We start from the raw sequence: 18,884 nt of genomic DNA on the forward strand, positions 1-18,884 counted from the left end.
CCCCCCCCCCCCCCCCCCCCCCCCCCCCCCCCCCCCCCCCCCCCCCCCCTCCCGTGCCAGGAGACCAGGACGCGGCGCGTCAGCGCGCCATGAACCGGCCCAGCTCCCGCGCCTTCTCACGCAGCGCCGCCGTCCAGGCGTCCGCGTCGGGGGCGGGCGGCGCGGGCACCTGGACGTCCCTGCGTGCAGGGCTCGCGGCGGGGTCGCTCGTCGGCCAGTGCACCTCGATGTCCGCCCGCTCCGCGAGGACCAGCACCGTGGCGACGAAACCCTCGGACAGGGCGATCACCACGCCGTGGGTCGTGGCCCGGTGCCGCGCCAGCAGAGCGTCGGCGAAGGCCGCGAAGGCGGCGGCGTCGAGGAAGGACTCGTCGTTCTCCATCGGGCCGATCCCGGACGACATGCCCAACTCGGCCTCATGGACGGCTACTTGGCGAAGAAACAGTCGCGAGGCACCGTTGGACGGATTCCACAGCGTCCGGTCGCCGAGGTCGTAGTACTGGCTCACGACGCCATGATCGCACCGCGGCCACGCCCGGTCGCGGCGGCATCGTCGGCCACCGGGAACCCCAGCGTACGCAGCACGCGCCGCTCGGCGTCCACGGCGAACACCTCGCAGCCCTTCAGGCCGGCGGCCCACTCGACGCCTTCCGCGCCCATCGCGAACGCCGCCGTCGCCGTGGAGTCCGCCTCGGTCAGGGTCGGGGCGACGACGGTGAGGCTGAGGAGCCCGGTGGCCGGGCGCCCGGTGCGGCCGTCGAGGATGTGGTCGCCGCGTTCGTATCGCGCGGAGGTCGCGACCGCTGCGTCGGTGAGCTCCAGAACCGTACAGAGCTGGTCGGCGTGTTCGGGATGCCGTACGCCCACCCGCCAGGGGCCGCCCGAAACGACCACGTCCCCACCGGCGTTCAGACAGAACCGCCGGGCGCCGGCCGCCGTCAGCAGCTCCGCGCCCCGCTGCACCGACCAGCCCTTCACCACCGCGCAGGGGTCGAGGCCGCGCCCGGGCAGGCGCACGTCGAAGGCGCCGCCGGTCGCCGCCCGGTAGTGCGCGCACAGGTCGAGAACCTCGGTGAGGTCCTCACTGGGGTCCGACAGCTCACCCCGGTCCAGCCGGGACACCTCGCTGTCGGGCTTGAACGGGCTGAAGCGGGCGTCGACCTCGCGCAGCCAGGTGAACAGTTCGTCCACCGCCGCCTGCGGGAACCCCTCGTCGTCGATCCGCAGCGACACGGGGAAACCCATCACGTGCTCGACGCGCCGCATCTCAGGCGCCCTTCGCGTCGATGGCGGCCTGGAGCGACTTCTTGTAGGCGCCGCTCGTGATCGTCGCACCGGACACCGTGTCGATGTCCGCGCTCTGCGCCGACAACGTCTCCGCGACGAGCTTCGGCACCGCCGCCGTAGTCTGCGGATGATTCGGCTGCTGCAACATCCGCACCGAGCCGATCCTGTCCCCGTCGAAGGTCACCTCGACCTGCACGGGGCCCTTGGAGGTGTCGACCGTCGGACCTGCCACGGTCTGCGGGGACGCGGAGGCGGAAGCCGAGGGAGAGGACGCGGAGTCCGACTTGTCGTTCGCGTCGATGGCGGCCTGGAGGGACTTCCTGTAGGCGCCGCTCGTGATCGTCGCACCGGACACCGTGTCGATGTCCGCACTCTGCGCCGACAACGTCTCCGCGACGAGCTTCGGCACCGCCGCCGTAGTCTGCGGATGATTCGGCTGCTGCAACATCCGCACGGAGCCGATCCTGTCCCCGTCGAAGGTCACCTCGACCTGCACGGGGCCCTTCTCGGTCTTGATCGTCGTTCCCTTGACGACGGTGCCGGAGGTGCCCGACGAGGACGTGGAGGGCGTCGGGGTGGGCGCGGCGGTGGACGTCGTGCCCGTCGACGCCTCGTAGCGCCAGACGGGGATCAGGCCCGCGATGCTCAGGACCAGTACAGGTATGGCTCGCTTCACGATGTCTCTCTCATCCCGCCAGGCTGAAACGCTCGAAGTGGATCTGCGGCTTGGGCACGCCCAGGTCACCGAGGGTGCGCAGCAGCGCGTTCATCATCGGCGGCGGTCCGCACAGGAACACGTCACGTTCTCCGATGTCCGGCACCAGCCGGGCCAGTTCGCGCGGCGCCAGCTTGTCGGGGACGGCCGGGCCGGTGACCAGGTGCAGTTCCGCGCCCTTGGCGTGGGCGAGTTCGCGCAGTTCGTCGTAGAGGACGGCGTCCCGTTCGGTGGCGACCCGGTAGATGACGACCGCGTGGCCGTGCAGGTCCTCCAGCAGCGCCCGGATGGGGGTGACGCCCACGCCGCCGGCGATGAGCACGGCCTCCGGCTTCGTGCGGTGCAGGGTGGTGAAGGCGCCGTAGGGGCCCTCGGCGAAGACGCGCGTGCCGACCTTCACGTGCCGCAGGGCGGAGCTGCCCTCGCCGGCCGCCTTGGCCGTGAGGCGCAGGCTGCGGCCGTCGGGGGCGGCGGAGAGGGAGAAGGGGTTGGCCTGCCACCAGCGGTCGGGGGTCAGGAACCGCCAGAGGAAGAACTGGCCGGCCTGCGCGGGCAGCTTGTCCAGGTCCTTGCCGGTGATGTGGATCGAGACGACGTTGTCGGACTCGGGGACGACCGCGGAGACACGGAACTGGTGGCGGGTGTTGCGCCACAGCGGCAGGACGAGGCGTCCCAGGGCCACCGCGCCGAGGGCCACGCCCCACACCCCGTACCAGTACGTCTTCGCGGCGGACGACGAGGTGAACGTCGTACCGACCGCGACCTGGTGCGTGAAGGCGAGTACCACGGCGACGTAGGTGTACAGGTGGATGAAGTGCCAGGTCTCGTAGGCGAGGCGGCGGCGGGCGTAGCGGGCCGAGACGGCGCCGACCACGAGGATGATGCCGAGCGCGACGATGGCGCGGAGCACGCCTTCGGTGGTCTCGGCGAGGTCGACGAGCTCGCTGACCGGGCCGACACCGGTCCCGTCGGCGTAACCGAAGACGATGAAGACGACGTGCGCGAGCAACGTCCACAGCAGGGCGAAGCCGGTCCAGCGGTGCCACGAGGTCAGCCGGTCCATGCCGATGCGCCGGTCGAGCCAGGGCAGCCGGGCCACCAGCACCAGCTGGAAGGCCATGACGAGGGCGCCGTAGAGGCCGGCGAGGCGGCCGATCACGATCAGCGCGTTGGAGGCGAAGCCCGCTTCGGCGAAGAAGTAGGCGACCACGGCCGCGTTCGCGGCCAGAACGGCGTACAGGCCCGTACGGGCCACCACCCTGGGCCGTATCGCCGTGGGGGGCGCGGGGGGCGATTGGACGGTCGTCACGGGTCGGCAGCTCCTTGATCGGGTCCTGGGTAACCGAGCTTGGCCGGTGGGAGCTGTCGAAAAGCTGTCGGACAACTTTCAAGTACTTATCGATGTGCCCGCTGTGAGCCGGACGATATGGCCTGACCCGACATGTGAAGCACTATGAGCGGGTGGAAAAAGTACGCCTCCTCGTCGTGGACGACGACCCGCCCATCGCCGATCTCGTCGCGACCGTCGCCCGCTACGAGGGCTGGGACGCCGTGACCGCGAACTCCGGTGAGGAGGCGCTGCGGCTGGCCGGCGAGTTCCGTCCGGACATCGTGGTGCTCGACCTGATGCTGCCGGACGTGGACGGCTTCGGGGTCCTGGACCGGCTGCGCGGCTCCGGGACGATGGTGCCCGTGGTGTTCCTCACCGCGCGGGACGGCGTCGCCGACCGGGTGGCGGGGCTGACCCGGGGCGGTGACGACTACCTGGTCAAGCCGTTCGCGGTGGAGGAGCTGATGGCCCGGCTGCGGACCGTGCTGCGGCGCAGCGCCGGGCCCGCCTTCCAGCGGTCGGTGCTGCGGATCGCGGACCTGACCATGGACGAGGACACCCGCGAGGTGCGCCGCGGCGACAGGCTGTTCACCCTCACCCCCACCGAGTACGAGGTGCTGCGCTTCCTGATGCGCAAGTCGCCGACCGTGATGACCAAGGCGCAGATCCTCGACCATGTCTGGGAGTACGGCTTCGGGGGCCGCTCGAACGTCGTCGAGCTGGTCGTCAGCCGGCTGCGCCGCAAGCTCGACGACACGGGCGAGCCGCTGATCCAGACGGTTCGGGGCTTCGGTTACGTGATCCGGCAGGCGGCCGAGTGATCGGGCGGCTGCGCCGGACGTACCGCAGGCTGCGGCTCGGCACCCGGCTGGCGCTGGGTCTCGGGGCGCTGGCCCTGGTCGTGTTCGCCGTCGTCGGCACGGCCCTGACGACCTACATGCGGGACTACCTGTCGAACCAGCTCGACGATCAGCTGGGGCTCGCCCAGGTCGCCCAGTCCAAGAGCATCGCGGAGAACGGCACGCTGCAGGGCAAGAAGTACTACCGCTGGTACTACGCGGTGTACGACGTATCGGGCAACGCCGCCGTGCTCCGCAAGCCCGAGGAGGCCGGCGACCTTCCCGAGGACATCGCCCCCCTGACCTCCCTGGCCAGGGCGCAGGCAGCCGCGGACACCGAGATGCTTCGTACCGCGCACATCACCGGCGAGGGCGAGTACCGGCTGCGCGCCTGCGAGGTCGAGCCCGGTGTGGTGCTGGTCAGCGGGGCGCCGACGGACGACATCGACGACACGGTACGGCGGCTGATCACGGTGCAGGTGGTGGCCTTCGGGCTGGCGCTGGCGGCGCTGGTGGTGTTCGGCCGCAGGATGCTCAAGCGCGGTCTGAACCCGCTGAGCGACATGGCGCACACCGCCCACGGCATCGCCTCGCACGACCTCACCGAGTCGGCGGCCCGGCTGCCGCTGCGTGCCGACAAGCGGGGCGGCGGCCCGGAGGTCGAGGAACTGCGCACCGCCTTCAACACGATGCTGGAGCACATCGACGACTCCCTCGCGGTCCGCGCGGAGGCCGAGCAGCGGCTGCGCCGTTTCGTGGCGGACGCCTCGCACGAACTGCGCACACCACTGATGTCCGTACGGGGCTACGCGGACCTCTTCCAGTACGCCGCCGCCAACGCCCCCGAGGAGCGCGACAGGCACCTGGCCCGGCTGCGTGCCGAGGCCGCCCGGATGGGCGTCCTGCTGGACGACCTGCTGCTGCTCGCGCGCCTCGACGCCGCCGAGGTGGAGGCGCCGCTGCGGTGGGAGGACACCGATCTGGTGGAGCTGGTGCGCCAGGCGGCGGACGCCTTCCGTGCGGGCCATCCCGGTCATCCGCTGACGGTGACGCTGCCCGCGTCTCCCGGCCCCGTGCGGCTGCGCCTCGATCCGCTGCGTATCCGCCAGGTACTGGACAACCTGCTCACCAACGCCGCGATGCACACGCCGGCCGGGACGGCGGTGTCGGTCGATGTGTCGGTCGATGTGCCGGCGCAGGAGCCGGTGGGGGGTTCGCCGTCGACCGGCATCGCCCGGGTGCGGATCGCCGACGAGGGCCCGGGCATTGCCGCCGCCGACCGGGAGCGGGTCTTCGACCGCTTCTACCGCGTCGACAAGGCCCGCAGCCGCGACCGCGGCGGCAGCGGCCTGGGCCTCGCGGTCGCCCGCTCGCTGGTACGGGCCCACGGCGGCACCCTGGAGCTGACCGGCGCACCGGGCGCGACGGTCTTCGTCATAGGTATCCCGCTCTCCGGGCTGGACTGAGGCCCCTCAGGGCGTGCGGTGCGGTACCGGGCCCGTGCTGCGGCGGACGACGAGTTCGACGGGGACGAAGGACTTCCCCTGTCGGGGGGTGTCCGGGCCGTCGATCCGGTCGAGCAGGAGGCGCAGCGCGCGTGTGCCGATCTCGGCGAAGTCGGTGCGGACGGTGGTCAGCGGGGGCAGCAGATGTGCGGCCTCGGGGATGTCGTCGTAGCCCACCACGCTGACGTCGGCGGGGACCTGGCGCCCGGCCTCGTGGAAGGCGCGCAGTACGCCCAGCGCCATCTGGTCGTTGGAGGCGAAGACGGCCGTGACCTCGGGACGCAGGGCCAGCCGGCGGCCCAGTTCGTAGCCGGAGTCGGCACTCCAGTCGCCGACGAGGGGTTCGGGCACCTCCGCGCCGGCCGCTTCCAGGCAGGCCCGCCAACTGGCCGCGCGCTGGTCGGCGGAGATCCATCCCGTCGGGCCCGCGATGTGCCAGACGGTGGCGTGGCCGAGGCCGAGGAGGTGCTCGGTGGCCTTGCGGGCCCCCTCCCGGGAGTCCGCGGTGACCAGCGGCGTGCCGTCTCCCAGGTCGCTCTCCAGCACGACCAGCGGGGTGTCGGGACTGTCGGGGCGGGCCTCGGCCAGCGCGCGCCCGACCCGGCGCTGCGGGGCGATGGCGATGACCCCGTCCGCGCCCTCGCCCGACAGCCGGTGCACGGCGTCCACCACCGTGTTCCGGTCCGCCGAGTCGAGGGCAATGGAGCTGACCAGGTAACCGGCCTGCTGGGCCGCGGTGTTGATCGCGGTCAGGATGGAGGCGGGCCCGTAGCGCGCCGCGTCGAAGGAGATCACGCCGAGCATCCGGGTCCGCCCGCTGGCCAGCGAACGCGCGCTGCGGCTGGGACGGTAGCCGAGCGAGCGCATGGCCTCCCGTACGGTCTCGCGGGTCTCGGGGCGGACGGCCGGGTGGTCGTTGAGCACCCGGGAGACGGTCTGCTTGGAGACGCCGGCCAGTCGCGCCACGTCGTCCATGACGGGGCGTGCGCCCGCGAAGTTGCGTCTGCTGCGCCCCATGGGAGCGGGGCCGCCGGTGGCACTTCGGGTCATGACGCCTGCTTCCTCACCACCGCTGCCGCGGCCGCCGCTTCGTCCCTGCGGTCCGGTCCACAGGATAGGCCGGGCGGTCCCGGTTCATTCCGTGGACCCTGTGGGCCCCTTCAGCCTTCCCGGACCGCCCAGCGACGGGTGGTGACCCACTCCGCGTGCCCGACCGCGGCCGTGCCCGCCGCGCCGGCCGCCTCCTCGGGTACGTACACCGGGGCGTCCGCGTGCAGCGGCAGAATCCGCAGCCGCAGCCCGTGGGCACGCAGCGCCTCGGCGGGCAGCCGGTCGAGGCCGATGTCCCAGGGGCGCCCGGAGTAGAACTGGTCGGCGACGAGGGTGTCGCCCACGTACGCGCGTGCCACGTCGCCGGTCCAGTGGACGCGCAGCAGCGTCCGCCGCTCCGACGCCCCGTCCCGGTGGTCGTCCGCAGGGCCTTGCGGTGGTGCGCCGATGATGTCGCCGAGGTCGATGCGGTACTCCGCGGCCACGGTGTCGAAGTACTTGTCGGCGGGCACGCTCGCCCGGTCCTGTACGCCCGTCGCGGTCTCGGGTGCCGGACCCGCCGCTCGCACCAGGCGGACGCCCGGGTCGCCGGCCCCGCCTCCGGGGTCGGCGGGCACGGTACAACGGGTCAGTACGCCGTCCGCGGTCTCCCGCACGGGCGTGCCCGCCACCACCGGCGCCCGCTCCGGAGCCGGGAACACCGCGAACGAGGGCTGCTCGGAGAGGCTGTGCAGCCGGACCTCGTCATGGTCGAAGACGACGCCGTCGCCGCTGAGCACCAGCCGTTCGGCGCCCCAGGCGACGCCCCGGTAGACGGTGCGCGCCGTGGCCGCGTCCAGGACGAGCAGGCCGACCCGTCCGCCGTCGGCCGTCAGCACCTCCACGAGGGCGTCGGTGCCGGGGCGCAGCCCGGTGACGAGGATCTGGTCCCCGAGGAGGGCGGGCTCACCTGAGGGTGCTTCGACGGAGGTCACCGTGCGGGCGTCCAGGGCGAGTTCGGGGTCGATGCCGTCGGTGGCGGCGAGGACGAGGACGGTACGCCCGTGGTCGTCGACCGTGCACACGGGCTGCGCGGTGGCCCAGTCGAGCCGCAGCCCGGCGATGTCGAGCCGCAACGGCCAGCAGAAATAGGCCCCTTCGGGGACGGTGACGGGCGTGCTGGGCAGGGTCAGGGCGGCGGCGCCCGGGAACTCCACCGTGAACGACGTGTCCGGGTGGGCGGGCAACTGCTCGTGCGGCTGGTGGTTGTTGACGAAGAGGAAGCCGGATGTGCCGTCGGCGCGGACGGCCCAGCGCAGGGTGTCGCGGTCCCGCTGCCCCACGGGCTGCCGCTCGGGAAGCACCGATGCCATGGGCGCGAGAAGGTGTCCGAAGTCGGCCAACAAAAGATGCTGCAGGCGCAGTTGGTGATACGAGGCCCGGTATTGACCGTACTCGCCGAGCGGCGCCTGGAAGTCGTAGGTCAGAACAGGCAGGTCGTTCGGGTAGCCGGTGGCGTGGGACTCCTGGAGCGTGCCGAGTGCACCGGCGGGGTTGGTGCCGCCGTGGAACATGTAGAACCCCTGCCACACCGAGCCGCAGCCGATCTTGGTGAGGCCGAGCGCGCCCACGTCGTCGGGCTCGACGCGGGGGCGTCGGTGGTAGGCCACGGCCATACCGCCGCCCAACTCGCAGGTGGCCCAGGGAAGTCGGTCGGCGAAGGCATCCGGTTCGCCCCCGCGTACGGAGGTCGGGCGCAGATCGGCGCCGATGCCCTCGTCGTCGCGCTGGTGGGTGAAGAAGAAGTGTTTGCGGCAGGTGTCGGGCCAGCCGCCGGCGGCCTCCGTCCAGAACGCCTCGGTGTAGCCGCCGTACAGCGGAAGCAGTTCGTCGGGCGGGAGTTGGACCCCGCCCCAGGCCGTCGACGTCCACAGTGGCGCGCTCAGTCCGGCTTCCTGCGCCATCCGCTTCAGGGTGAGGAGATGGCCGGGCTGGTCGTACAGCTCGTTCTCGATCTGGATGGCGACGATCGGGCCGCCGTGGGCCCGGTCGAGACCGCTCAGCTGCTCGGCGACGGCCCCGAACCAGCGGCGTACGGGCTCCAGATAGGCGGGATCGTCGGTGCGGGGCGTGCAGGCGCGGGCGAGCAGCCAGTCGGGCAGGCCGCCGCCCCGTACCTCGGCGTGGGACCAGGGGCCGATGCGGGGGATGAAGTCGAGGCCGTGGCGGGCGCAGAGTTCGGCGAAGCGCCGCAGGTCGCGGTCGCCGTCGAAGCGGACCTGTCCCTCCACCTCCTCGTGGTGGATCCAGATGACGTAGCTCGCCACGGCCGTCACCCCGCCCGCCTTCATCTTCAGCAGCTCCTCCTCCCAGTCCCGGGCCGGGTAGCGGGAGTAGTGGAACTCCCCCGAGACCGGGAACCAGGGGCGGCCGCCGCGCATGAGCCAACGGCTGGTCACCGCGATCGGATCGGGCACACCGGGGGCGTCGGCGAAGGGGAGGTGCCCGGTCAGCGGGGGTGCGGCGGGCGCGGGCAGTTTCAGGCGGTGCGGGGACCGGGCCGACATGCGGAGTCTTCCCTTCGCTGGGGCGTACGCGGGCGTTCTTCAACGGGGCCGTACGGAGGTGTGTTTCAGTCGGGCCGGGTGGCGCGGACGAGCCAGAGGGTGGCTGTCAGGCACAGCGCCGACAGGGCGCACAGCAGGAGCGGGACCGTTCGGACACCGGACCACTCGATGGCCTTGCCGAGCGCCGGTCCCGCCGCGACGCCGCCGACCATGGACGCGGCGATGACGACCGCGCCCGCCCGGCGGGCCCGTGGGGCGGCCCGGTGCAGCCAGGGCAGCCCGGTCGGGAAGATCGGCGCGATGAACAGACCGACACCGGCGTACGCGTACGGCGCGAGGCCCGGCACCGCGGCCAGCAGACCGTCATGCCCGCGCACGAGACGGTGATGATGGCCGGGGCGGAGAAGCGCAGCGCGACCGGGGCGACCAGGAAGCGGCCGACGGTCATCATCAGCCAGTAGACGGAGGTGGCGGTGGCGGCGACACCCGCGCCGTAGCCGACCGTCTCCAGGTGCGTGGGCTCCCAGCCGCCGACGCCCGCCTCGATGCCCACGTGCAGGACGTAGAGGGCGACGAACACGCCGAGCACCGAGCCGAGGCTGCGGCCGAGCGCCGGCCCGCCGCCCTCGGGCGCCGCGTCGGCCGGCTGCGGCGCCTTGTCCCGTACGCCCTTCAGGCACAGCAGCAACGGCAGGTCGACGAGCGCGAAGCCGAGGAAGAGGGCCGGGTAGTGCTCGGCGCCCACCGCCGCGATCAGGGCGGGACCGAGGATCGCGCCGACGCCGAAGTGCGCGTTGAGGATGTTCAGCATCGCGGCCGACCGGCGCCCGAAACCGACGGCGAACAGCTGGTTGAGGCCGTAGTCGATCCCGCCGAAACCGAGCCCCGCGAGCAGCGCCGACGCCAGAGCGGCGGGCCAGCCGGGCGCGAGCGCGAAGCCCGCCGCGCCGACGGCCATGAGCAGGTAGGAGGCCCCGAGGATCTGCCGGTTGCCGAGACGCCCGTAGAGCCGGTCGAAGAGCAGCACACCGGCCACACCCCCGACGAAGTGGGCACTCAGCCCGAGCCCCGCGGCCGACGGGGAGAGCCCGAACTTCTCGCGCAGGGCGGGGATCGCGGGGCCGTAGAGCGCCTGGAGCGCGCCGATGAGCACGAAGCCCACGCAGGACGCGACCACCGCGGCCGGGCTGAACACCGGTGCGTCCGGCGCGCCGCGCTCCGCCGTGACCCGCTGTGCGGTCGGTTGATCGGTCACGCGGTCTCCAGGTGAGGAGAAGGGGACGGTGATTCCCGGACTGACTCCCGGGCTGATCCCCGGACGCCGATGATGTTACCGGTAACATCATCGGCGTCAAGATCCCCTGCGGGTCTGTGGGCAGCGTGAGTTGGGGTGGCGGGCGGGAATCGGGCGGCGCGCCGCGGAGAGCTTGAGCGGCAAGCCGGGAGTCGACCGGCAGGCCCTCTTTCGCGAGGGCGATCGACTCCCGGCCCGACTCGTCCGTCAGGCGTACGGGTCGAACGTGATGTCGCCCGGCTTGGCCTTGTTCAGGTGGTCGGCGAACTTCGAGTCCTGGAGCGGGAAGTTGGCGCTGCCCCAGTCGGACGCGTTGAGGATGTTCCGCAGGTTGGACGCCATGTTGTCCCAGGTGAGCAGGTTCTCCTGGTGCCAGGCGCCGGTGTCGTTCTCCGGGGTCTCGCCCCACTTGGCGAACCGGAAGGCGTGGGTGCTCGCACCGTCCTTGTGGTAGACGGCCTCGACACGCTGCCCGCTCATCGGGACGTCGGCGATCGGGTGGGTGCTGAAGCCGCCGTGTGCGGAGGCCGACAGGTAGGACGGGGTGTCGGCGCCCTGCTTGACCCAGACGACCATGCACTCCCAGTCGTGCCGGTGGCCGATGCCGGGCGAGGCCTCGTCCTTCTCGAAGTAGCTGGCGTAGACGATCCCGCACCAGCCGTTGTTGCACTTGGCCCGCGAGTAGGTGTTGGCCTTGCCCAGGTGGCCGCTGCGGCACTCGCCGGTGACCGAACCGGTCGGCTTGAGGCCGCCGTTGAGGTTGCCGCTCGGGTCGATCGCGGCGGCCTGATAGCAGCTGTCCGAGTCGTAGTCGTACACGGGCTCGAAGTTCTTCTGGAACGCGGTCGCGTTCTCGGGCAGGTTCTGCAGGACGCCCGCGGAGGCGCTGCCCGACAGGGCGACGGTCAGGGCGGTGACGCTGCCGGCGACGGCGGCGGCCCTCGCGAGGCGGAAGGTCCTTCTGCTGCTGACTGCTCGGGGCATGGGGGGCTCCAGTCGACGGTCCGCTCGTTCCGGACATGACATCCGGGTGCGGGACCGAGACTGGCAAGTCGAGCGAGCGATGGAAGGGCTTTCTACCAAACTCGCGGCGGCTTTTCACCGAACTGATCAACGCCCGCCGGGTGGTCCGGCGGGCGTCGGTATCAGGTCATCGGGGCCGGTCGGCTCACACGGCGCCGCCGAAGAAGACCTGCACCTCGCGGATGAGTCCGTCCCGGACCGTGATCGCCTCGACGTTGCGGTAGCGGCCGCCCGTCATGAGCTCGTACTCGTAGTGGACGAGGACGAGTTCCCGGTCCACGGGGGTGACGTGCAGCAACCGCTGCTCCTTGAAGCGGTCCGCCGTCGGGAAGCACCGCTCGAAGAACGCGGCCTTGTCGATGTGGTCGTCCCGTGGGCTGGTGAACGTGAAGTCGGCGGCGTAGAGCGGGAGCGCCGCATCGCGGTCCTGCGACCTGTAGTGGCGAAACGCCGCTTCGACGACGCTGGTCGGGCTGTCCATCATGCTGATCTCCTAGGCCGGACGACTGCTCCCCCGTACCCCCGGCCCCCACCATAGGACCGGACCCCGTCTCCTCGGGCACATCACCTCCCCATGCGACACGGGGGTCATTCCTGGCCCGCGCGTCTATCCTGAGGTCGCATGGAGGGGGCTTCGGACATGGGCGGATCCGGTGAACTCCCGGACTCCGGTGGGTCGTTCGGTCCGCTCGTCGTCGCCGGGCAGCCGCCCGTCTTCCTGCGGGCCGCACAGGTCGAACTGCCCGAGGAGAGCCCCGATCCGGTCCTGCTGCCCACGATCACCCTGCTGGAGCGCGCCGCGGCGCTCGGCGGTGACCCGGACGCGCTGCCCCTGCCGGAGGGGGAACTCCTCGCCGGGCAGTACCGGTTGATCCGGCCGCTCGGCTACGGCGGAATGGGCGAGGTCCACCTCGCGCTCGACACCAAGGTCGACAACCGCGAGGTCGCCGTCAAGATCCTGCACCCCCAGCAGGCCGCGGCCGCGGCGGGCGCCCTGGCCCGGGAGCGGCGCGCCCTGGTCGACCTGGGCCACGACGACATCATCCGCGTCTTCAACTACGGGCACCATCCCGAGGTCGGGGACTTCCTCGTCCTGCAGTACGTCGACGGGCTCACCCTGGAGGAGGTGCGGGCGCGGGCCCAGGTGAACCCGGACGAGTTCGGCGGCGGCCGCTTCCACGAGTTCGTACTCGCCTACGGAGTGCGGGTCCTGTCCGCGCTCGGCTATCTGCACACCCACCGGCCCGGCAAGGTCTACGGCGACCTGAAACCCGACAACGTCATGCACGACGGGACCACGACGAAGATCATCGACGTGGGGAGTGTGCGCCCGGCGAACCTGCCCGGCCACACCACCGAGGGCTTCTGCGCCCCGACCGTGGGCCCGAACGGCGAATCCACTGGCCAGGACGACCTGTTCAGCCTCGGCGAAACCCTGCGCCGGCTGAGCGGCCTCGGCCGGTCGCCGGAGGATCTCGGGGAGCTGGGCTGCCTGGACGTGCTCGGGCGGCTGGACACCCCGGGCGCCTTCCCGGAGGCCGACCGGATGACGGCTCCGCCTCCCCGCGGGCTCGGCCTCCTCTCCCTGGCACGCGTGCTGCACCGGGCGACCCGGGACAAGCGGGCCGAGCGGTTCGCCTCCGCCCGCGAAATGGAGGAGCAACTGCGGGGCGTCTTCCGCGAGTTGCGCTCACTGCGGACCGGAACGGAGACCTTCGAACCGTCACCGCTCTTCCTCCAGTCGTCGTACGCCCTCGACGGCGCACTCGGATCCGCGCCGCCCCTGGCCCGCTGGGCCGCGCCGGACGCCCCCACGGTGTACGCGCCTCCCTCACCCGCAGACGTCGCCCAGCGGCTGCCCGTCCCGCGGCCCGATCCGTACGACGACCACCACGCGCAGTTGAGCAGGCTGGCCGACGCCGCCCCGGAGGCACTGCTCCAGCACACCGGGGACTGGCGGGACTCGCCCGAGGTCCATCTGCTGCGCTGCCGCCTGCGGTTGAGGGTGCGCGGCGGCGGGACCGGGGCGGCCGAACGGGAACTGCGGTCCGCCGAGGCACTGATCGGGCCGCGGCGCGCCCCGTACGACTGGCGGCTCGACTGGCACCGCGGGCTGCTCGCGCTCGGCCGGGATCAAGTGGCGCTGGCACGGGGACACTTCGACGAGGTGTTCGCGGCGATCCCGGGCGAGTACGCGCCGAAGCTCGCGCTCGGGTACTGCGCCGAGCGGCTGGGCCGGTGGCAGGAGGCGCTGACGTTCCACGAGGCGGTGCGGCTGCGCAACCCGTCGCTGGGCAGCGCCGCGTTCGGTGCGGCGCGGGCCCACCTCGCGCTGGGCGGCGAACGGGCACTGGACGAGGCGGTACGGGCGCTCGACGCGGTCCCGCAGCACTCGCGGCACCGGACCGCCGCGCGGACGGCCGCCGTGCGCATCGGGGTCGAGCACGTGCGCACCGCCACGCAGCCGGAGGAGGTGACCGAGCGGCTCCGCGAGGTGCTGGAGCGGCTGGCCCGGCTGTTCCACGCGCACGGGCTCACCGACGAGCAGGCCAGGGTGCGGATGACGACGGAGGTGTGGGAGGCCGTGCGGGGCGCGCTCACGCGAGGTGCTCTCGACGCGCCGGGCCTTGCCGCGCTGGCCGCGGGCGCCGACGTACGGCTCGCGCTGCCGTCCGACGAACCCGGCCTCCGCAAGGACCTCTCCCGCCTCTATCTCTCCCTCGCCCACCAGGCCGCCCGGTCCGCCGCCCCCGCGGACGCGGCCGTCGCCGAGACCCTTCTGGACCGCGCCTACGAGGTCCGTCCGCTCGCCTTCCGACACCACAGGGACAGCCCCTGGTTCGGAAGGCGCGTCGCCGACTGGCTCCGCACGATCGCCCGTCCGGCGTCGTCGGGGGGCAACACCCGGACGGCCCGCGGGTGAACCGCGCCGGCAGGCCGAGGGGCGCGGGTGCCGTCACCCGACGGCCCGTGCGCCTTCTGCGCGGGGCCCGGGCCGTCGGCGCCGTGGCCGCCGAACTCGCCCGCCGCCTCCGGCGCTACGCGTGGCCGTCGGCGGCGGGCCGGCGCAACCGCGGGTATCTGCGGGACCGGCTCGTCGCGCTGCCGCTGCTCGCCGTCGTGGCCTTCGGGGCGTTCGGCTGGGCCGACGCGGACGTGCGGGGCGACTCGGCGTATGTGCGCGACCGGCTGACGCCCGCGCTCGTCGGTCTCGCCCACACCAAGGCGTCGCTGTTCATCGCGCAGGGCGAGGCGGAGCAGAACCTCGCCGAGGGCCGGGCGGCGGAGCTCAGCGGGCTCAGCGAGCGGTACCGGACGCGGGTGGCGCGGGCGACCCAGAGCCTGAACGCGGTCACCCGCAGCGGGGCGCTGACCGTGGCGGAGGAGCAGGAACTGCGGGTCGTGTCCGCGCTGGTCGTGGACTACACGGGCTGGATCGGCCGGGCCCAGGGGGACGCGGCCGATCCGGTCCTGCGGGCCGCCGAGCTGACGTACGCGCGCAGCATGCTCTGTTCGGCGCCGGTCGCGGCCGCGGACAAGAGTGACCGCTACCCTCCCTGTCCGCCCACGACCGACGCGGGTGCGACCTCGATCGTGGACCGGGTGTCGGGCCTGGAGCGGCGGCTGCGCGAGCGGCTCGCGGACCGGGCCGGCTGGGGCGCGGGTGCGCTCGCCGCCGCCGTCGTCTCGGCAATCGCCTTTCTGCTGCTGGCCGCCGGGCTCTGGCGGACCGTGTCCTTCCTGCACCACCGCTTCCGGATCCGGCTCAGCGTTCCGCTGGTGGCCGCCGCACTGCCGCTGCTCGCCGTACCGCTCCTGACGGTCGACGCACTGCTCGCCCAGCACGCCCAGGCCGCGGCCGTCCCGGTGGCGTACGCGCTCGCCGAGCGGACCTCGCCCGAGACCGAGACGATCACCGAGGAACGCCCCTTCGACGGCCCGGACCCGCGGGCCATCGAGGTACTGGCGGACCGCCTCGACGTCGGTCTCGCCGAAGGGCGGCTCGCCTTCCTGGACGGGGCCGCGCCCTTCGTGTTCCCCACGGGCCTGGTCGCCGCAGGGATCATCGGCGCCGCGCTGCACACCTACCGCCGCGAGTACCTCGCGGTGACCCGCACGGGAGCCGTCTCATGAGCCGTGTCGTGCGCGCCCTGGTCGTCGCGGCCTGTCTGCTCGCCCTCGTGCCCGGTTGCGCGACGGACACGCCCGCCCCCCTTGTCGTCCTGGGCCCGTGGACCGGGGCGGAGGGCCAGGCATTCGAAGCCGCCCTGGAACGGCTGGACGACGGGAGCGGCAGGACTTACACGTACGAGGGCACCCGCTCGCTCCGTGAGACGCTCGTCTCACAGCTGGAGGCCGGCGACCCGCCGGACGTGGCGATCCTCAACAGCATCGGGGAACTCACGGAGTACGCCCGCCGGGACCGTTTGACGCCCCTCGCGGAGGAGACCGCCGAGCGGGCGTACCCGCCGTGGGCGCCGACACTGCTGGTGGACGGCAGGCGCCGGACCTACTGGGTGCCGCTGAAGGTCGACCTGAAGAGCCTGGTGTGGAGCAAGCGGGGAACGTCGGACAGCGACCCGAAGTGGTGTGTGGGACTCGCCTCCCAGGCCACCTCCGGCTGGCCCGGCACCGACTGGATCGAGGACATCCTGCTCCATCAGGCAGGCCCGGCGATCTACACGAACTGGGCGACCAGCAGGCTCAGTTGGCGCGACCCGGCCGTCCGGCGGGCCTGGACGACCTGGGCGCGGCTGCTCGGCGGGCGCTCGGCGACGTCGATCGAGCGGTCCCTCAGCACGTCGTACGAGGGCACGTCCGGGCCCGCCGGGCCGCGGGGTCTGCTGGACTCCCCCGGGTTCGGCTGCACCCACGAGCACCAGAGCGCCTTCATCCGGTACGTGTACGCGGGCGACGACGTCCGGGTGGAGCCGTCGGCCGGGTTCCTGGGCGGGCCGGCCGAGAACCGCGACGCGTTCGAGGTCGCCGGTGACATGGCCGCCGTCTTCAGCGACGACCCGGCGGCCCAGGAACTGGTGGAGCGGCTCTCCAGCCCGGCCGGCCGGGAGCGCTGGCGGGCACAGGCGGACCCGGATGTGCGCCCGCTGTTCCCGAACACGACGGGCCTCACGCCGATGGCCCCCGCGAGCCCGGCGGAGCGGGAGATCGACACCCTGCTCAACTCACGCGCCCGCACGCTCTGCTTCGACGCCTCGGACGTGATGCCACCCGAACTCCGGGACGCCTTCCACCGCGCAGTCCTGGAGTTCTTCCGGGACCCCACGGACCGCCGTCTCACCCCGCTGCTCCAGCAGTTGGACACCGTACGCACCCAGGTGACCGAGGATCCGGCCGACGACCGGTCGTTCCGGCCGCCCGAGGACATCTGCGCCAGTCCGGGCGGGTGATCGGCACACCGCGCGAGGGGCCCGCCCCGGCCGGGCTCAGGATCGGTCGGGGCGGGTGCTCACGGGGTGGGGCGCATCTCGGGGGAGCCTGCGGTGCGCAGCGCGGAGTGCAGGAGGGACGCGCTCGTCCACTCGCGGTCGCGCGACGGGGACACATGCCAGTACAGCCCAGGGCCGGTGACGCGGTGCAGCGGGGGGACCGCCACATGGCAGCCCGGGCCCAGGACGCTGACCTGCGCGAGGCGCCAGTCGGCGGCGGAGCCCGGGCGGATCAGCCAGTAGAGGAGGTCGCCGTAGCCGTCCTTGATCACGGCTCCTGTCGCGTCGCCCAGATCCCTCAGCGTCGCGCTCCCGAGGGTGAGCGGCACGCGTACGGCGTCCCACCACTCACCGGCGGCCATCAGCCGCACCTGGTGAGTGCTCGGCTGCGTCCACCGCCGGGCTCTGCTGACTGACATCGCGCTCTCACCAGCTCTCCGATACGACATCCCGACCCTAGGACGGTGGCGATGTGTCGACTTGCGGCCACGCGCAGGGAAGTTGTGCCCATACGCAGCGCATACGGTGCGGTCTCGTGAGGGCGCGGCGCCGCGCAGTAGCTTGATCGGTCGTACTGACGTCCGAGCGCCCCGGAGGCCGCCATGGGAGATCCCCAGCCCTTAGTCATCGACGCGACCGGCCGTGACATCCACGGCGAGGCCGCCCGGATCCGCGCACGGGGACCGGTGACCCTGGTCGAACTCCCCGGCGGTGTCGAGGCATGGGCCGTCAGCAGCCCCGACCTGCTCAAGCGCCTGCTCACCGACCCACGGGTGTCCAAGGACCCGCGACAGCACTGGCCGAAGTGGATCAACGGCGAGATCTCCCCGGAGTGGCCACTGTTCACCTGGGTCGCGGTGCAGAACATGTTCACCGCGTACGGCGGCGACCACAAGCGGCTGCGCACCCTGGTCTCCAAGGCGTTCACCGCCCGTCGCACGGCGGCGCTGCAGCCCCGTATCGAGGAGATCACCGAGTCGCTGCTGGACCGGGTCGAGGAGGCCGGGCGGAGCGGCCAACCGGTGGACCTGCGGGAGCAGTTCTGCTATCCGCTGCCGATCCAGGTGATCAGCGAGCTGTTCGGGCTGCCCGAGGAGCAGGGCGCGGAACTGCGGGCCGTCGTGGACGGCATCTTCCACACCTCCGCCACCCCGGAGGAAGTCACCGACATCTACACCCGTTTCTACGCGGCCATGGGCGAACTCGTGGCCCTGAAGCGGAAGTCACCGGGTGACGACCTGACGTCGGCCCTCATCGCGGCGCGCGACGACGAGGACGACACCCGGCTCAGCGAGCAGGAGTTGCTCGACACCCTCGTACTCATGGTCAGCGCCGGGCACGAGACCACGGTCAACCTCATCGACAACGCCATCCATCTCCTGCTCACCCACCCGGACCAGCTCGCCCAGGTGCGCTCGGGCCGCGCCGGCTGGGACGACGTGATCGAGGAGGCGCTGCGCGTGGAGGCGCCGGTCGCGTCCCTGCCGTTGCGGTACGCCGTGGAGGACCTTGCCGTCGCCGAGTTCGGCGGCCCGGAGGGCGTGGTGATCGGCAAGGGCGAGGCGATCCTCGCCGCGTACGCCGCCGCCGGGCGCCACCTCGAGACGTACGGCGCGGATGCCGACCGGTTCGACGTCACCCGCGCGAACAAGGAGCACCTCGCCTTCGGGTACGGCGTGCACCACTGCCTCGGTGCCCCGCTGGGGCGGCTGGAGGCCCGGATCGCGCTTCCGGCGCTCTTCGAGCGTCTCCCCGGGCTCCGACTCGCCGCGGAACAGGGCGAGTTGGAGCCGGTCGACTCCTTCATCTCGAACGGCCACCGCACCCTTCCGGTGCGGCTGGCCTGAT

At 72.5% G+C, this 18,884-nt stretch carries 15 protein-coding genes and 1 pseudogene; 6 read left to right on the forward strand and 10 right to left on the reverse strand.

The window, feature by feature from the left end; translation table 11 throughout:
- Positions 1-79: 79 nt before the first annotated feature.
- The 4 genes from ACN6LB_RS40995 to ACN6LB_RS41010 are packed head-to-tail and all read right to left on the reverse strand — an operon-like array spanning position 80 to position 3,311.
- Complete coding sequence (locus ACN6LB_RS40995; protein ID WP_445030323.1) at positions 80-508, reverse strand: DUF6086 family protein; 429 nt, start codon at positions 506-508, stop codon at positions 80-82.
- On the reverse strand, positions 505-1,266 hold the full coding sequence (locus ACN6LB_RS41000; RefSeq protein WP_445030324.1) for an FAD:protein FMN transferase: 762 nt from the start codon (positions 1,264-1,266) through the stop codon (positions 505-507). Before ACN6LB_RS41000 ends, ACN6LB_RS40995 begins: the two co-directional genes overlap by 4 nt.
- A gap of 1 nt (position 1,267) precedes the next feature.
- Positions 1,268-1,963: an FMN-binding protein gene (locus ACN6LB_RS41005; RefSeq protein ID WP_445030325.1), complete on the reverse strand. Its 696-nt coding sequence runs from the start codon at positions 1,961-1,963 to the stop codon at positions 1,268-1,270.
- Positions 1,964-1,973: 10 nt separating this feature from the next.
- Positions 1,974-3,311 carry a ferredoxin reductase family protein gene (locus ACN6LB_RS41010; RefSeq protein ID WP_445030326.1) on the reverse strand — a complete coding sequence of 446 codons (1,338 nt, stop codon included), beginning with the start codon at positions 3,309-3,311 and terminating at the stop codon, positions 1,974-1,976.
- A gap of 152 nt (positions 3,312-3,463) precedes the next feature.
- On the opposite strand from ACN6LB_RS41010, the gene ACN6LB_RS41015 reads away from it, so the two are divergent.
- The gene (locus ACN6LB_RS41015; RefSeq protein WP_445030327.1) at positions 3,464-4,153 is read left to right on the forward strand and encodes a response regulator transcription factor; all 690 of its coding nucleotides are present in this window, start codon (positions 3,464-3,466) and stop codon (positions 4,151-4,153) included.
- Entirely contained in the window at positions 4,150-5,637 is a 1,488-nt protein-coding gene (locus ACN6LB_RS41020; protein WP_445030328.1) for a sensor histidine kinase, read from the forward strand. The genes ACN6LB_RS41015 and ACN6LB_RS41020 overlap by 4 nt, the downstream gene beginning before the upstream one ends.
- 6 nt (positions 5,638-5,643) lie before the next feature.
- Here ACN6LB_RS41020 and ACN6LB_RS41025 read toward each other — a convergent pair whose 3' ends face one another.
- The 5 genes and pseudogenes from ACN6LB_RS41025 to ACN6LB_RS41045 form a co-directional block, all read right to left on the reverse strand.
- Positions 5,644-6,726 carry a LacI family DNA-binding transcriptional regulator gene (locus ACN6LB_RS41025; RefSeq protein ID WP_445030329.1) on the reverse strand — a complete coding sequence of 361 codons (1,083 nt, stop codon included), beginning with the start codon at positions 6,724-6,726 and terminating at the stop codon, positions 5,644-5,646.
- Positions 6,727-6,836: 110 nt separating this feature from the next.
- On the reverse strand, positions 6,837-9,272 hold the full coding sequence (locus ACN6LB_RS41030; RefSeq protein WP_445030330.1) for a beta-galactosidase: 2,436 nt from the start codon (positions 9,270-9,272) through the stop codon (positions 6,837-6,839).
- Between the two features lie 65 nt (positions 9,273-9,337).
- Positions 9,338-10,467 (reverse strand): annotated as a pseudogene (locus tag ACN6LB_RS41035) (MFS transporter).
- Between the two features lie 306 nt (positions 10,468-10,773).
- Positions 10,774-11,550 carry an NPP1 family protein gene (locus ACN6LB_RS41040; protein WP_445030331.1) on the reverse strand — a complete coding sequence of 259 codons (777 nt, stop codon included), beginning with the start codon at positions 11,548-11,550 and terminating at the stop codon, positions 10,774-10,776.
- Positions 11,551-11,734: 184 nt separating this feature from the next.
- The gene (locus ACN6LB_RS41045; RefSeq protein ID WP_356137237.1) at positions 11,735-12,073 is read right to left on the reverse strand and encodes a nuclear transport factor 2 family protein; all 339 of its coding nucleotides are present in this window, start codon (positions 12,071-12,073) and stop codon (positions 11,735-11,737) included.
- 138 nt (positions 12,074-12,211) lie between these two features.
- On the opposite strand from ACN6LB_RS41045, the gene ACN6LB_RS41050 reads away from it, so the two are divergent.
- The 3 genes from ACN6LB_RS41050 to ACN6LB_RS41060 are packed head-to-tail and all read left to right on the forward strand — an operon-like array spanning position 12,212 to position 16,997.
- A complete protein-coding gene (locus tag ACN6LB_RS41050; protein ID WP_445030332.1) occupies positions 12,212-14,512 on the forward strand; it encodes a tetratricopeptide repeat protein in 2,301 nt (766 codons plus the stop codon).
- Positions 14,513-14,559: 47 nt separating this feature from the next.
- Positions 14,560-15,723: a hypothetical protein gene (locus ACN6LB_RS41055; protein ID WP_445030333.1), complete on the forward strand. Its 1,164-nt coding sequence runs from the start codon at positions 14,560-14,562 to the stop codon at positions 15,721-15,723.
- The gene (locus tag ACN6LB_RS41060; RefSeq protein ID WP_356137243.1) at positions 15,720-16,997 is read left to right on the forward strand and encodes an alpha-glucoside ABC transporter substrate-binding protein; all 1,278 of its coding nucleotides are present in this window, start codon (positions 15,720-15,722) and stop codon (positions 16,995-16,997) included. Before ACN6LB_RS41055 ends, ACN6LB_RS41060 begins: the two co-directional genes overlap by 4 nt.
- A gap of 59 nt (positions 16,998-17,056) precedes the next feature.
- On the opposite strand, the gene ACN6LB_RS41065 is transcribed toward ACN6LB_RS41060, so the two are convergent.
- Positions 17,057-17,455, reverse strand: coding sequence for a hypothetical protein (locus tag ACN6LB_RS41065; protein ID WP_445030334.1), 399 nt, complete (start codon positions 17,453-17,455; stop codon positions 17,057-17,059).
- 183 nt (positions 17,456-17,638) lie between these two features.
- Between ACN6LB_RS41065 and ACN6LB_RS41070 the strand changes: the two genes are divergently transcribed.
- Positions 17,639-18,883 (forward strand): cytochrome P450 family protein, encoded by a 1,245-nt coding sequence (locus ACN6LB_RS41070; protein WP_445030335.1) that lies wholly within the window; start codon positions 17,639-17,641, stop codon positions 18,881-18,883.
- Position 18,884 lies beyond the last annotated feature (1 nt).

The sequence above is a fragment of the Streptomyces sp. SAS_270 genome, from assembly GCF_052543295.1.